Source organism: Streptomyces sp. SD31, assembly GCF_052068475.1.
Lineage (GTDB): Bacteria > Actinomycetota > Actinomycetes > Streptomycetales > Streptomycetaceae > Streptomyces.
Genome location: NZ_JBQHCX010000021.1, coordinates 25,813 through 38,561, shown reverse-complemented (window position 1 = coordinate 38,561; position 12,749 = coordinate 25,813). Strand labels below are relative to the sequence as shown.

Sequence of the window (12,749 nt, the reverse complement as noted above, 5' to 3'; positions counted from 1 at the left end):
AGATCGCGTACGCCGGTAGCCTGACGGTGTGCGCCTGTTGCTGATGTCCGACACCCACCTGCCCAAGCGCGCCAAGGCGCTGCCTGATCCGCTGCTCGCCGAACTCCCGCGCGCCGACGTCGTGTTCCACGCCGGGGACTGGGTGGACGTGGCCACGCTCGACCTGCTGGAGAGCCGCTGCGCCCGGCTCGTCGGTGTCCACGGCAACAACGACGGACCGGACCTGCGGGCCCGGCTGCCCGAGGTGGCGTACGTCGAGCTCGGTGGCCTGCGCTTCGGCGTGGTTCACGAGACCGGCCCCGCGAAGGGCCGTGAGGCGCGCTGCGCCGCCCGCTTTCCCGACCTCGACGTCCTGGTCTTCGGGCACAGCCACATCCCCTGGGACACCACCGCCCCGACCGGCCTGCGGCTGCTCAACCCCGGCTCGCCGACCGACCGCCGCCGCCAGCCCCACTGCACCTACATGACCGCCACCGTGGCCGAGGGCCGCCTCACGGACGTGGCACTGCACCGGCTGCCACCGCGCTGACGGCCGACGTCAACAGGAGCTGCGCCTCAAAAGGAGCTGCGCCTGAAAGAGAACCGGGCCGCTCCTGCTTCGGGGAGCGGCCCGGTGACTGCTATGCGCTGTCATGGACCTCCTTCCCGCTCAGAGGCGTTGTTCCGGGGGCAATGTATGCCTCCGATGTGCGGTGACTACCCCTTCGTGCCCGTTTTACACCTACTATCTTCAAGCCATCTGATGGTGCCGAGTCACCGGCGCCGATTCGAGCCGCTGGCGGGCCCATCAGCGCCACGATCACGCCCGGCGAGCGTGGCCCGTGCGGTGCCCTGCTCCCGCGTCTCCCGGCACGCGCGACCAGCACCATGCGGTGCATGCCCCCATCCCTCATGCTCCCCGCGGACGGGCTCGCGCCCCGTGCGGATGGATGGCGCCGGCGGTCGCCGTCAGCGGGGCGCCGCTGCCGCCCCAGCGCAGCGCGACGATCTCGGCGGCGACGGACACGGCGACCTCCTCGGGCGTACGGGCCCCGAGGTCGAGCCCGACCGGAGAGCGCAGCCGGGCCAACTCGCCCTCGCCGAGGCCGGCTTCGGCCAGCCGCCGCATCCGGTCCTCGTGCGTGCGGCGGCTGCCCATCGCCCCGATGTACGCGGCCGGGCGGCGCAGCGCCTCCTCCAGCAGCGGTACGTCGAACTTCGGGTCGTGGGTGAGCACGCAGATCACGGTGCGCTCGTCGGTGTCGGTGCCGCCGAGGTAGCGGTGCGGCCAGTCCGCGATCACCTCGACGCCCTCCGGGAAGCGTTTCGGCGTGGCGAAGACCGGGCGGGCGTCGCACACCGTGACCCGGTAGCCGAGGAAGTCGCCGATGCGGGCGACCGCGGCCGCGTAGTCGATCGCGCCGAAGACCAGCATGCGGGGCGGCGGCGCGAAGGAGTGCAGGAAGACGGTGACCGCGTCCTCGCGGCGCTCGCCGTGCGGGCCGTAGTGCCTGAGGCCCGTGGCGCCGAGAGCGAGCTCGCCCCGCGCGTCGGCGGTGACCGCCAAGTCCAGGCCGGACGTGCCGAGCGTCCCGGCGACCCGGTCCGGCCACACCGCGAGCGTCGCTCCGCGCGGCGCCGGTCCATCGGTCACCGTCGCCACGGTCACCGGCCGGCCCGCCGCGACCGACTCCACGACCGCACCGAAGGACGGATCCGACCCGGCCGTCACGGCACGTACCAGCAAGGTGATCTCGCCGCCACAGGTGAGCCCCACCGCGAACGCGTCCTCGTCGCTGTACCCGAAGGTCTCCAGCCGCGCCTCGCCGCTCGCCACGACCTCCTGCGCGAGTTCGAACACGGCCCCCTCGACACAGCCACCCGACACACTGCCCACGACCTCGTCGTCCGGGCCGACCGCCATCGCGGCCCCTGGTTCGCGCGGGGCGCTGCGGCTGGTGGCGACCACCGTGGCGAGTCCGAACGGCACCCCGGCCGTGTACCAGGGGGCAATCACCGGGAGGATGTCACGCATGGCCGGGGGTACCTCCCGCGATCTTGACAGCCAGGCCCCCGGCCGGCGTTTCAGCTGGTCAGGACGTGCTGCCTTCGGTGACGGGTCGTCAGGTTCGCTGTGCTGGTCGGACACAGGCGGTCGCAGTACTGCTTCCAGCAGTATCGACCTTGCGGCAGCGAAGGTCACGCCGCGACAGAAGCGAAGGTCACGTCGCGACAGAGATCACCGGCGGGACAGGCCTTGCCCGTGCCCGCTCAGCCGAGCTTGAGGAGGCCGGCTTCGACGACGGCGCGGCCGAAGGAGCCGGCGAGTTCGGCGAGCCGTTCGCAGCCGCTGTCCCCCAGGGAGGCGTAGGCGGGAAGGGCCAGTCGGTCGGTGCGGTCCTCGATGTGCCGGCGCAGGCGTACGCCTTCCGTGCTGAGGGAGTCGCCGTCGAGGAGACCCCGCTCGCGCAGGCGCTCCTCGGTGCCGGCCCACTCTTCCTTGGGCCATGCGCGGCTCGCCTTGAGGAAGTCGACGGGAACCTCACCGGTGGCAGCGTGCAGAATCAGCGAGTCCAGGCCTGTGACGCCCTCGCTCAGCAAGCACGCGACGTGGCCGTCTCCGCGGAACTCCCGGAGCAGCGTCTGGGCGTGCCACAGCTGCAGTACCGGTTCCTCCGGCCAGGGCAGGGCGGCGTGCGCGGCGAACAGCGGGCGGCCCTGCGTGTGTTCGCAGGCCGCCTCGGCGGCCCCGCGGGTCAGCGCCAGGACCTCGTCCAGAGCGGGCAGCTCGTGGATTCCCGCCCGCCGCAGGGCCTCGCCCGCGGCGGCGTACCGTGCGTCCAGCACCTGCTGCGGCGTCGTCGCGTCCCAGGCCCCGTCGAGCGCCTGCCGTACGACCTCGGGGTTGAAGTTGTAGAAGGTCGAGATGACCAGCTCGGCGGATGCCCGGCCGAACGCGGCGCTCCGGGAGGTGAAGTACCCGGCACGTCCGCTCAGTCCGAGGTCCGCGTACCGTCGCCTTCCCTCGGGGGCGAAGTAGATCATGGCGTGTACTGGCTCGAGGCGGCGCCAGGCCGCGCGTGCTGTCTGCACGGGTCACCTCTCCGGTGAGTCGATGAACGGCGGTATTCGCTGCGGTTCAGTGCTCGCCGTGCGCTCGCAGATGGTCGAGCAGCAGGCGGTTCAACGTTTCGGGCGCCTCCTCGGGGACCCAGTGGCTGACGCCCTGGAGGGTCTCGAACCGGTACGGCCCGCTGACCCACCGTCCGGTCTCCTTCGCCGCCGCCGGACCGAACGCGCTGTCCTGCGTGCTCCAGACGTACAGCGTCGGCACGTCGATGACGCCGATCGCGCCGTCGGGGCGGCCGGCCCGGTACCAGTTCAGCGCCGCGGTGAGAGCGCCCGGCCGGGACAGGTGCCGCACATAGGCCTCGGCACTGTCCTGCGGGACCTTCCCGGCGTAGAAGGCGCGTAGCTCGCGGGCGTCGTGGGCGAGCATGCGCTCTTCGGTCGCGGGTGTCTCGCGCCAGTCGATCATGTAGCGCGAGCGTGCGCGCTGGTCCTGGTCGGTGCGCAGGGTGGTGGCCAGAGCACCGGGGTGCGGGGTCGAGACAACCGTCAGGGTGCGCACGCGGCCGGGGTGGCCGTGCGCGGTCCACCAGGCCACCGCGCCTCCCCAGTCATGGCCGACCAGGTCGAACGCCGCCCAGCCCAGTTCCTCGGTGATCGCGACCACGTCGTCGACGAGAAGGCCGATGCGATAGTCCTCGGGCCGTCGGGGGCGGGCGCCGGGCGAGTACCCACGCTGGTCGGGTGCCACCACTCGGTAGCCGTGCGCGGCCAGCGTCGCGATCTGCCGTTGCCACACCAGCCCCGTCTGCGGGAATCCGTGCAGCAGCAGGATCGGGCGGCCCCCGGGCGGGCCCGCGACGGTCGCGTCGAACACACCCGCACCAGTGGAGACGCTCAGCTCGGCCACGGTCACCCCACCCTTCATACCGACTGGTCGGTAGCCTCCAGGCAGGGGGGCGGGCTGTCAAGACTGCGAGCGTCCGGATCCGTGGTTGAACATGACGCCGAATTCAACTATAACGGCCCGGAGGCCGGCTCCCGTCCTGCGGCCATGGCTCCTGTCATAGGTCAGCGGAGCAAGCGGTCAATGAGCAGTCACAGCGCCTCAGTTGGCGTTCGGCACCACCTAGCGGCAGCGAGCCCGTCTCCCTGGGCTCGGAATTCCGGCCCCGATGCTCCGGGACGAATCGGACCCACAGAAAGCAGTGAGGCGACATGAGGGAAGCAGTCATCGTTTCGACGGCACGGACGCCGATCGGAAAGGCCTACCGCGGCGCGTTCAACGACACTCAGGCACAGGAACTCGCCGCTCATGCCCTGGCGCACGCCGTGCGGCGCGCCGGGCTCGAGGGCGGCGAGGTCGAGGACGTCATCTTCGGCTGCGCCGTGCAGCAGGGGTCCTCCGGTCTCAACGTCGCGCGCCAAGCCGCTCTCCGTGCCGGCCTTCCGGACACCGTGTCCGGAATGACGATCGACCGGCAGTGCTCGTCGGGCCTCATGGCCATCGCGACGGCCGCCAAGCAGATCGTCACGGACGGCATGCAGGTCGCTGTCGGCGGCGGTGTCGAGTCGATCTCCCTGGTGCAGAACGACCACATGAACACCCATCGAGCGGCGGATCCCTGGCTGGTCGAGCACAAGCCGAGCATCTACATGCCGATGCTGCAGACGGCGGAGATCGTCGCCGAACGCTACGGCGTGAGCCGGGAACGCCAGGACGAGTTCGCGTTGGCGTCGCAGCAGCGCACCGCGGCGGCCCAGGAGGCCGGCCGGTTCGACCGGGAGATCGTCCCGCTCGCCGGCGTCAAGAAGGTCCTCGACAAGCAGTCCGGGGAGGTGCGCGACGAGGAGGTCACCCTGACCCGGGACGAGGGCAACCGGGCGTCGACCACGCGCGAAGGTCTGGCCGGGCTGGCGCCTGTGCTGCCCGACGGTCAGGTGACCACCCGTTCCAGCGTGACGGCGGGCAACTCCTCGCAGCTGTCGGACGGTGCTTCGGCCTCGGTGCTGATGGAGGCGAAGGAGGCCGCGCGTCGTGGACTGGAACCGCTGGGCGTCTACCGGGGGATGACCGTCGCCGGTTGCGCGCCGGACGAGATGGGCATCGGCCCGGTGTTCGCCATTCCGAAGCTGCTGAAGCAGCACAACCTCACCATCGACGACATCGGCCTGTGGGAACTCAACGAGGCGTTCGCCTCCCAGGCGCTGTACTGCCGCGATGAACTGCACATCGACCCGGAACGGTTCAACGTCAACGGCGGCGCGATCTCGGTCGGCCATCCGTACGGAATGACCGGTGCCCGCCTGGTGGGGCACGCCCTCATCGAGGGCAAGCGCCGAGGTGTCCGGTACGTGGTGATCTCGATGTGCGTCGGCGGCGGAATGGGTGCGGCCGGGCTGTTCGAGGTCCTCTGATGGAGACGGAGAAGGGCCGAACCGCGGTCCTGGTGGACTTCGGCGGGGTCATCACCTCCAGTGTGCTGCGGGCCTTCACCGACTTCGGCGCCTCACTCGGTGGCGACCCGCGCCTGCCGCTGGACCTCCTCGCCCGGGACCAGCCCTCACGTGCCCTCCTGGCCGACCACGAGTGCGGCCGCATCGACGCGGAAACCTTCGAGCGAGGGTTCGCCGAGCGTCTGCGCGCCCACGGCGCCGACGTACCGGCCGAGGGGCTCACGGCCCGGATGCAAGCGGGAATGTCGATCGACCAGGACATGCTCGTGCTGCTCGGTGAGCTGCGAGCCGCCGGTTGTCCCGTGGCGCTGGTGTCCAATTCGTTCGGCACCGGAACGTACGACGGCGTCGACCTGGCCGCTGTCGCCGATGTGGTCGTCATCTCCTCCGAGGTCGGGATCCGCAAGCCCTCCCGGCGGATCTACGCGATCGCATGTGAACGCCTCGGTATCGCCCCCGAGGAGGCAGTCATGATCGACGATCTGCAGCAGAACCTCGACGGGGCGGCGCGGATCGGTATCGGGGGAGTGCTGCACACCAGTGCCGCCGACACCCGCCGCCAACTCGCCGAGCGCTTCCGCATCACCACCTGACCGATATCACCGCCTGACAGATCGACAGATCGACAGATGGACAGACCGATGGATCGGGCGGTGAGGTGCGTCATCCGGCCACCCCGGCCGAGGACTCGCCGGTAGGCCGGACCCGCTCGACTGATCGGCGAGGGCGAGACCGACACCGACACGTGTTCACACCCCGGAAGGCGCCACTCATGACCAGCGTCTTCGATCCGGTGTGCCGCCACGCGGCCGCCACTCCCGACAGCATCGCCCTGCGCGGCGCCACGGATCAGTGGACCTACCGTCAGCTGCGCGACGCGAGCGTACGGTACGCGGGCGCCTTGACCGCCGCGGGCCTGTCCCCGGGGGACCGGGTGCTGCTCGCGGCGCCGTCGGTGCCCGAGTTCGTGGTGGCCTACCTCGGGATTCAGGCCGCGGGCTGCGTCGTGGTGCCGGTCAACACGATGTCCACCCGGGCCGAGGTCGAGTACGTCCTCGGCGACGCCGGGTGCTCATCGGCGATCGCATGGCACACCCTCGGCCCGGCCGTCACCGAAGCGGCCGCGGCGCTCGACGTGCCCTCCTGGACGCTGTCCCCGGGCGCGGCGGTCACCGGCGCGACCCCTGCCGACGTCGTCGACCGGGACCGTGACGAGACCGCGGCCATCCTGTACACCTCGGGCACCACGGGGCGGCCGAAGGGGGCTCAACTCACGGTCGGCAACCTCCTGGCCGCCGGGGAGATCGGCGCCGAGTGCAGCCGCGCCATGAGCACCGACCGTATCGGCACCGGACTTCCGCTGTTCCACGTCTTCGGCCAGGCATCGGTCCTGATGGCGACCCTGACCGTGGGCGGCTCGATGTCGCTGCTGGCCCGATTCGACCCGGCGTCGATGCTGGAGATGCTGCGCCGCGACCGGCTCACCATCATGGCCGGCGTGCCGACCATGTGGAACGCGATGCTGCACGCGGCGGGCGACGCGAGCCCGGCGGACTTCGCCCAGCTCCGCGTCGCCGTCTCCGGCGGCGCTTCGCTGCCCGGCGAGATCGCCCGGGTCTTCGAGGCCCGCTTCGGCTGCACCATCCTCGAGGGGTACGGGCTCACCGAGACCACCGCGTTCGGCACGTTCAACGACATCGACCGCGGCGGCAAGACCGGGTACACCGGCCGGGCGGTCCCGGGGCTGCAGGTGCAGGTGCGGGACAACGACGGCAACGAGTGCCCTGCGGGAACCGTCGGCGAGGTCCACATCAAGGGGCCGACGGTGATGCGCGGCTACTGGAACCGCCCCGCGGACACCGCCGCGGCGATCTCGCCCGACGGCTGGTTCCGGACCGGCGACCTCGGCGAAACCGACACGGACGGCGACCTGCGCATCGTCGACCGCATCAAGGACCTGATCATCCGCGGCGGCTACAACGTCTATCCCGGTGAGGTCGAGGAAGTCCTCTACGAACACCCGGACATCGTCGAAGCGGCCGTCATCGGCGTTCCCGACGACCACTACGGCGAGGAGGTCGCCGCGCTCATCGCGGCCCGGCCCGGTTCGGAACTCGGTGCCGCCGAGGTGTCCGGCTGGGCGCGCGAGCGGCTGTCCGCCTACAAGATCCCGCGCATCGTCCGGTTCGTCGACGCGCTGCCCAAGGGGCCGACGGGGAAGATCCTCAAGCGGTCCATCGACCGTGCCGCGCTGACCGGCGACACCACGCGCGGCGACGTTGCCGTACGCCCCCACTGAACCATGGGCACCAGGACGTCGATGGTCGCGTCCCGCAGAGCCCCACGCTCTTTTTCGGGTTTATGACTATGGCGTCGGATTCAAGTAAAGTTCCGGGGATGGACACCACTGCGCCCGAGGAGATCGACAGCGAGAACGCACCGCCTGTGGCGCCCTTCTCGCAACTTCGCGAGCCGCCCACGACGCAGCGCGGGGCGCGGACACGGGCCGCTTTGGTGAAGGCCGCGCGGAAGGTGTTCGAACGGGACGGATACCTCGACACCCGCCTGACCGACATCACCAAGGAGGCTCGATGCGCGGCGGGGTCCTTCTACACCTACTTCGCCAACAAGGAAGAGGTGCTTGCCGCCGTACTCCTGGAGGCGCAGGAGGACATGATGCACCCCGGCATGGGCCGGGTGCAGGGCACCGACGATCCCTACGCGGTGCTGGAGGCGAGCAATCGCGCGTATCTCGCGGCGTACAAACGGAACGCGAAGCTGATGGCCCTGCTTGAGCAGGTCGCACAAGTGGAGCCGGAGTTCCGTGAGTTCCGAAGGCGGCGCGGGGACGCGTTCATCCGCCGCAATGCCCGCGGCATCGCCGATCTGCAGGCGCGGGGTGTCGCGGATCGTGAGGTCGATCCGATGATGGCGTCCCGTGCGCTGTCGGGCATGGTCAGCGTCATGGCCTACAACGCCTTCGTGCTCAGCGAAGGGCAAGAGGAAAGTACGCCGGTGGACTTCGAGGAGCTCGTGTCCACGGTCACCCGGCTCTGGGCGAACGCCCTGCGGTTCCCCGACCCCAGCTGATCCGCCTGCCCCCATGACACCCGGTGCCGACCGCCGGGTGTCTTTCTTTTCTCTCGACCGCCCCACGGATGTGACGACCGCGGCAGCCGTACGCCCAGCCATTGAACTTGACGCCAGATTCAAATATACAGGGTGAGAGAAAAGTGCTCCGGCAAGGAGAGGGTCCACTGTGAACGTTGCACAAAGGGTCGCCATCGTCACCGGTGGAGGCGGCGGCATCGGCAGCGCGCTGGTCGCGCGGCTCGCTCGCGAAGGTGCCCAGGTCGTCGTCGGGGACCTCGACGCGGAGACCGCGCGGGCGGTGTCGGAGAGAGTCAACGCCGACCACCCGGGAAGCACCGTCAGTGTCGGCGCGGACGCGTCGGACACCGCCGGGATCCAGGAGCTGATCGCCCGGGCGGAGCGCACGTTCGGCCCGGTCGACCTCTACTTCGCGAACGCGGGCATCGCCGGGGCCCCCGGCCTCGACGCGAGCGAGCCGGACTGGGACCTCTCGATCGACGTGAACCTGCGAGCCCACATCCGTGCGGCAAGGCTGCTGGTACCACGGTGGCTCGAGCGCGGTGAGGGCTACTTCGTCAGCACCGCCTCGGCGGCGGGGCTGCTCACCCAGATCGGCTCCGCCACGTACGCCGTCACCAAGCACGCGGCCGTCGCCTTCGCCGAATGGCTGAGTGTCACCTACGGCGATCGCGGCGTCCGGGTCAGCTGCCTGTGCCCGATGGGCGTGAACACCAGGCTGCTGTTCTCCGGGCAGGACTCCGGGGACGCGCTGGGAAGAGCGGCGACGCGGGCAGTCACCTCCGCGGGTGACGTCCTGGAGCCGACCGAAGTCGCCGACGCCGTCCTGGCCGCGATGGAGGACGAGCGCTTCCTGATCCTGCCGCACGCGGACGTTCTCGAGATGTACCGGCAGAAGGGCTCGGACTACGACCGGTGGCTGCGCGGGATGCGCCGTTACCAGAGCTCACTGCTGGCGCAGCCCTGACGAGTACGCCGGGCGTGCCCTTCCCTCTACCCCTAAGGAGTTCGGATGTCCCTGTTTGAGATGTCGGACCGCGCCAAGAAGTACCAGGCGGATCTGCTTGAGTTCATGGATGAGCACGTCTACCCCGCCGAGGCGGTGTACCACGAGCAGATGCGCGCGTCGGGCAACCCGCACTTCCACCCGCCGATCATCGAGGAACTCAAGGCGCAGGCGCGCCGGCGCGGACTGTGGAACCTCTTCCACCCGCACCCGGAGTGGGGCCCGGGGCTGGCGAACCTGGAGTACGCGCCGCTGGCGGAGATCATGGGGCGCAGCCACATCGCCTCCGAAGCGTGCAACTGCAACGCTCCCGACACCGGCAACATGGAGGTACTCACCCTCTTCGGCAGCGACGAGCACAAGGAGAAGTACCTCAAGCCGCTGCTCGAAGGGACGATGGCCTCGGCGTTCGCGATGACCGAGCCGCGCGTCGCCAGTTCCGACGCCACCAACATCGAGTTGCGCATGGAGCGCGACGGCGACGAGTACGTGCTCAACGGCCGCAAGTGGTTCGCGTCCAACGCCCTGCACCGCAACTGCAAGGTGCTCATCGTCATGGGGAAGACGGACCCCACCGCCGCGCCGCACCGGCAGCAGTCGATGATGGTCGTCCCGATCGACGCCCCCGGGGTCACGGTGATGCGCAACCTGCCGGTCTTCGGCTACCAGGACCGGGAGGGGCACGCCGAAATCGACTTCACCGATGTACGGGTGCCGGCCAAGGACATACTCAAGGGCGAGGGCGAAGGCTTCGCGATCAGCCAGGCCCGGCTCGGTCCCGGCCGTATCCACCACTGCATGCGGGCCATCGGCGCGGCCGAGCGGGCACTGGAGCTGATGTGCCGACGCGCACAGTCACGGGTGACCTTCGGCAGTCCGGTCGCCGAACGGTCCAACATCCAGGACTGGATCGCGGAAGCGCGGATCGACATCGAGATGATCCGCCTGCTCACGCTCAAGGCCGCGTACCTGATGGACACGGTCGGGAACAAGGAAGCGCGCACCGAGATCGCGGCCATCAAGGTGGCCGCCCCCGACATCGCGTTGAGGATCATCGACCGCGCGATCCAGGTGCACGGGGGAGCGGGAGTGACCGACGACTTCCCCTTGGCGATGATGTACGCGCATCTGCGGACGTTGCGGCTGGCGGACGGTCCCGACGAGGTCCACAAGCGGGCCATCGCCAAGCAGGAACTGCGGCAGTACCGCGACGCGGCGACGACGGCGGTGAGCTGAGATGGCAGGACTCGATCTCACCGGTCGCACCGCCGTCGTCACCGGCGCCTCACGCGGTATCGGACTGGCGATCGCCCAGGCCATCGCCGCCGCCGGCGCAAACGTCGTCCTCACCTCCCGCTCCCAGGAGGCGGCGGCCGCCGCCGCGGCCCAGGTCGGGGGCACGGCGGTGGGCGTCGGTGCGCACGCGGCCGACGAAGAGGCGGCCGGGCGTTGTGTGGATCTGACGCTGGAGCGTTTCGGAAGCCTCGACATCCTCGTCAACAACGCGGGGACCAACCCGGCGTTCGGGCGCGTCATCGACCAGGACCACGCTCGGTTCGCCAAGACCTTCGACGTGAACCTGTGGGCTCCCGTCCTGTGGACCTCCCTGGCCACGCGGCGCTGGATGGGCGAGCACGGCGGCGCGGTCGTCAACACCGCGTCGGTCGGCGGCATGGCGTTCGAGGCGAACATCGGGTTGTACAACGCCTCGAAGGCCGCACTGATCCATCTCACGAAGCAACTGGCCCTGGAACTCTCGCCGAAGGTTCGCGTCAACGCGGTGGCACCGGGTGTGGTGCGCACCAAGCTGGCCGAGGCCCTGTGGAAGGAACACGAGCAGACCGTGGCGGCCTCGACGGCGCTCGGGCGCATAGGGGAGCCGGCCGACATCGCCTCGGCGGTCGCCTTCCTCGTCTCGGACGCCGCGAGTTGGATCACGGGTGAGACGATGGTGATCGACGGCGGGCAACTACTCGGTGACGCGCTCCCGTTCAGGCAGGGAGCGGGCGTCGGTGTCTAGCGCGGACATCGTCGGCATCGACGCCGGGGCGGTGAACCGCTGGTTCGACACCCTCGGCGTCGACTTCGCCGGCCCGTTGACCTTCGACCGGATCGGGCTCGGCCAGTCGAATCTCACCTACCTGGCACGGGACCAGGACGGCCGCAGGTGGGTGCTGCGGCGCCCACCGCTGGGACACCTGCTGGCATCGGCGCACGACGTGGCTCGCGAGGCGCGGATTCTGACCGCGCTGGAGGGCACCGCAGTCCCGACCCCGCGGGTGCTCGGGCTGACCGATGATCCTGCCGTGACCGACGTCCCGCTGCTGCTCATGGAGTTCGTGGACGGCCAGGTCGTCGACACGATGCCGATCGCGCAGTCGCTGACGCCCGAGCGTCGCCGGGCGATCGGGATGTCGCTGCCGCGGACGCTGGCGAAGATCCACGCGGTCGATCTCGAGGCGACCGGGCTGACCGGTCCGTCCGGCCACAAGCCGTATGCCCAACGCCAGCTCAAGCGGTGGTCGCTCCAGTGGGACAAGTCCAGGACCCGCGAGCTGCCCGCCCTCGAGGACCTCACCAGGCGCCTGGTCGCGGCCGTCCCCGAGCAGCGCGAACTGGCGCTCGTACATGGCGACTTCCATCTGCGCAACGTCATCACCTCCTACGACAGCGGGGAGGTGACCGGGGTGCTCGACTGGGAACTGTCGACGCTGGGTGATCCGCTGGCGGACATGGGCAGCCTGCTGGCGTACTGGCCGGAACCGGGAGAGGAGATGACCGGGGGCGATTTCGCCGCCTCCGCCCTCGAAGGCTTCCCGGACCGTGCCGAGCTTGCTCAGGCGTACCTGGCCGCAACGGGCCGGGATCCCGAGGCACTGGAATTCTGGCACGTGCTCGGGCTGTGGAAGGTGGCCGTGATCGGCGAGGGCGTGATGAGGCGAGCGATCGACGAACCGAGGAACAAGAGCGCGACGGGCACGCCCACCGTGGAACGCATCGATGCGCTCGTGGACAAGGCATGTCGAATCGCCGAGGAAGCCGGGATCTGAAGTGGGGCCCGCGGCGCTGCTCGGATGGCCACCACGCCTGTCCGGTGAGGGCGGGCGCGGGCCGATCGCTCCTCGTG

General features: G+C 70.1%; 12 protein-coding genes. 9 read left to right on the top strand and 3 right to left on the bottom strand.

Going from position 1 to position 12,749, the window contains the following annotated elements; all coding sequences use genetic code 11:
• Nucleotides 1-28 precede the first annotated feature (28 nt).
• Complete coding sequence (locus tag ACTMVF_RS35880; protein ID WP_441275245.1) at nucleotides 29-529, top strand: metallophosphoesterase family protein; 501 nt, start codon at nucleotides 29-31, stop codon at nucleotides 527-529.
• 360 nt (nucleotides 530-889) lie between these two features.
• On the opposite strand, the gene ACTMVF_RS35875 is transcribed toward ACTMVF_RS35880, so the two are convergent.
• The 3 genes from ACTMVF_RS35875 to ACTMVF_RS35865 all read right to left on the bottom strand — a co-directional run bounded on the left by ACTMVF_RS35875 (nucleotide 890) and on the right by ACTMVF_RS35865 (nucleotide 3,958).
• Nucleotides 890-2,014 carry an XdhC family protein gene (locus ACTMVF_RS35875; protein ID WP_441275244.1) on the bottom strand — a complete coding sequence of 375 codons (1,125 nt, stop codon included), beginning with the start codon at nucleotides 2,012-2,014 and terminating at the stop codon, nucleotides 890-892.
• 236 nt (nucleotides 2,015-2,250) lie between these two features.
• Nucleotides 2,251-3,072, bottom strand: coding sequence for an SCO6745 family protein (locus ACTMVF_RS35870; protein ID WP_441275243.1), 822 nt, complete (start codon nucleotides 3,070-3,072; stop codon nucleotides 2,251-2,253).
• Nucleotides 3,073-3,118: 46 nt separating this feature from the next.
• Nucleotides 3,119-3,958, bottom strand: a complete 840-nt coding sequence (locus ACTMVF_RS35865) for an alpha/beta fold hydrolase (protein WP_441275242.1) — start codon at nucleotides 3,956-3,958, stop codon at nucleotides 3,119-3,121.
• Between the two features lie 308 nt (nucleotides 3,959-4,266).
• Here ACTMVF_RS35865 and ACTMVF_RS35860 point away from each other — a divergent pair, with 308 nt between their 5' ends.
• The 8 genes from ACTMVF_RS35860 (at nucleotide 4,267) to ACTMVF_RS35825 (ending at nucleotide 12,672) form a co-directional block, all read left to right on the top strand.
• Nucleotides 4,267-5,466, top strand: a complete 1,200-nt coding sequence (locus tag ACTMVF_RS35860; protein ID WP_441275241.1) for an acetyl-CoA C-acyltransferase — start codon at nucleotides 4,267-4,269, stop codon at nucleotides 5,464-5,466.
• Complete coding sequence (locus ACTMVF_RS35855; RefSeq protein ID WP_441275240.1) at nucleotides 5,466-6,098, top strand: HAD family hydrolase; 633 nt, start codon at nucleotides 5,466-5,468, stop codon at nucleotides 6,096-6,098. The genes ACTMVF_RS35860 and ACTMVF_RS35855 overlap by 1 nt, the downstream gene beginning before the upstream one ends.
• Before the next feature lie 179 nt (nucleotides 6,099-6,277).
• On the top strand, nucleotides 6,278-7,804 hold the full coding sequence (locus tag ACTMVF_RS35850; RefSeq protein WP_441275239.1) for an AMP-binding protein: 1,527 nt from the start codon (nucleotides 6,278-6,280) through the stop codon (nucleotides 7,802-7,804).
• A 98-nt stretch (nucleotides 7,805-7,902) separates the two neighbouring features.
• A complete protein-coding gene (locus ACTMVF_RS35845; protein WP_441275238.1) occupies nucleotides 7,903-8,595 on the top strand; it encodes a TetR/AcrR family transcriptional regulator in 693 nt (230 codons plus the stop codon).
• Nucleotides 8,596-8,764: 169 nt separating this feature from the next.
• Entirely contained in the window at nucleotides 8,765-9,583 is an 819-nt protein-coding gene (locus ACTMVF_RS35840; protein ID WP_441275237.1) for an SDR family oxidoreductase, read from the top strand.
• A 45-nt stretch (nucleotides 9,584-9,628) separates the two neighbouring features.
• Nucleotides 9,629-10,858 (top strand): acyl-CoA dehydrogenase family protein, encoded by a 1,230-nt coding sequence (locus ACTMVF_RS35835; protein ID WP_441275236.1) that lies wholly within the window; start codon nucleotides 9,629-9,631, stop codon nucleotides 10,856-10,858.
• A 1-nt stretch (nucleotide 10,859) separates the two neighbouring features.
• Complete coding sequence (locus ACTMVF_RS35830; RefSeq protein WP_441275235.1) at nucleotides 10,860-11,642, top strand: SDR family oxidoreductase; 783 nt, start codon at nucleotides 10,860-10,862, stop codon at nucleotides 11,640-11,642.
• Entirely contained in the window at nucleotides 11,635-12,672 is a 1,038-nt protein-coding gene (locus ACTMVF_RS35825) for a phosphotransferase family protein (RefSeq protein WP_441275234.1), read from the top strand. The genes ACTMVF_RS35830 and ACTMVF_RS35825 overlap by 8 nt, the downstream gene beginning before the upstream one ends.
• The last annotated feature ends 77 nt before the right edge of the window (nucleotides 12,673-12,749 follow it).

Excerpts from the sequence above, each read along its gene's own strand:
- ACTMVF_RS35855 (WP_441275240.1), top strand. The coding sequence starts at position 5,466 with ATGGAGACGGAGAAGGGCCGAACCGCGGTCCTGGTGGACTTCGGCGGG.
- ACTMVF_RS35850 (WP_441275239.1), top strand. The coding sequence starts at position 6,278 with ATGACCAGCGTCTTCGATCCGGTGTGCCGCCACGCGGCCGCCACTCCC.
- ACTMVF_RS35830 (WP_441275235.1), top strand. The coding sequence starts at position 10,860 with ATGGCAGGACTCGATCTCACCGGTCGCACCGCCGTCGTCACCGGCGCC.
- ACTMVF_RS35845 (WP_441275238.1), top strand. The coding sequence starts at position 7,903 with ATGGACACCACTGCGCCCGAGGAGATCGACAGCGAGAACGCACCGCCT.
- ACTMVF_RS35835 (WP_441275236.1), top strand. The coding sequence starts at position 9,629 with ATGTCCCTGTTTGAGATGTCGGACCGCGCCAAGAAGTACCAGGCGGAT.
- ACTMVF_RS35875 (WP_441275244.1), bottom strand. The coding sequence starts at position 2,014 with ATGCGTGACATCCTCCCGGTGATTGCCCCCTGGTACACGGCCGGGGTG.
- ACTMVF_RS35860 (WP_441275241.1), top strand. The coding sequence starts at position 4,267 with ATGAGGGAAGCAGTCATCGTTTCGACGGCACGGACGCCGATCGGAAAG.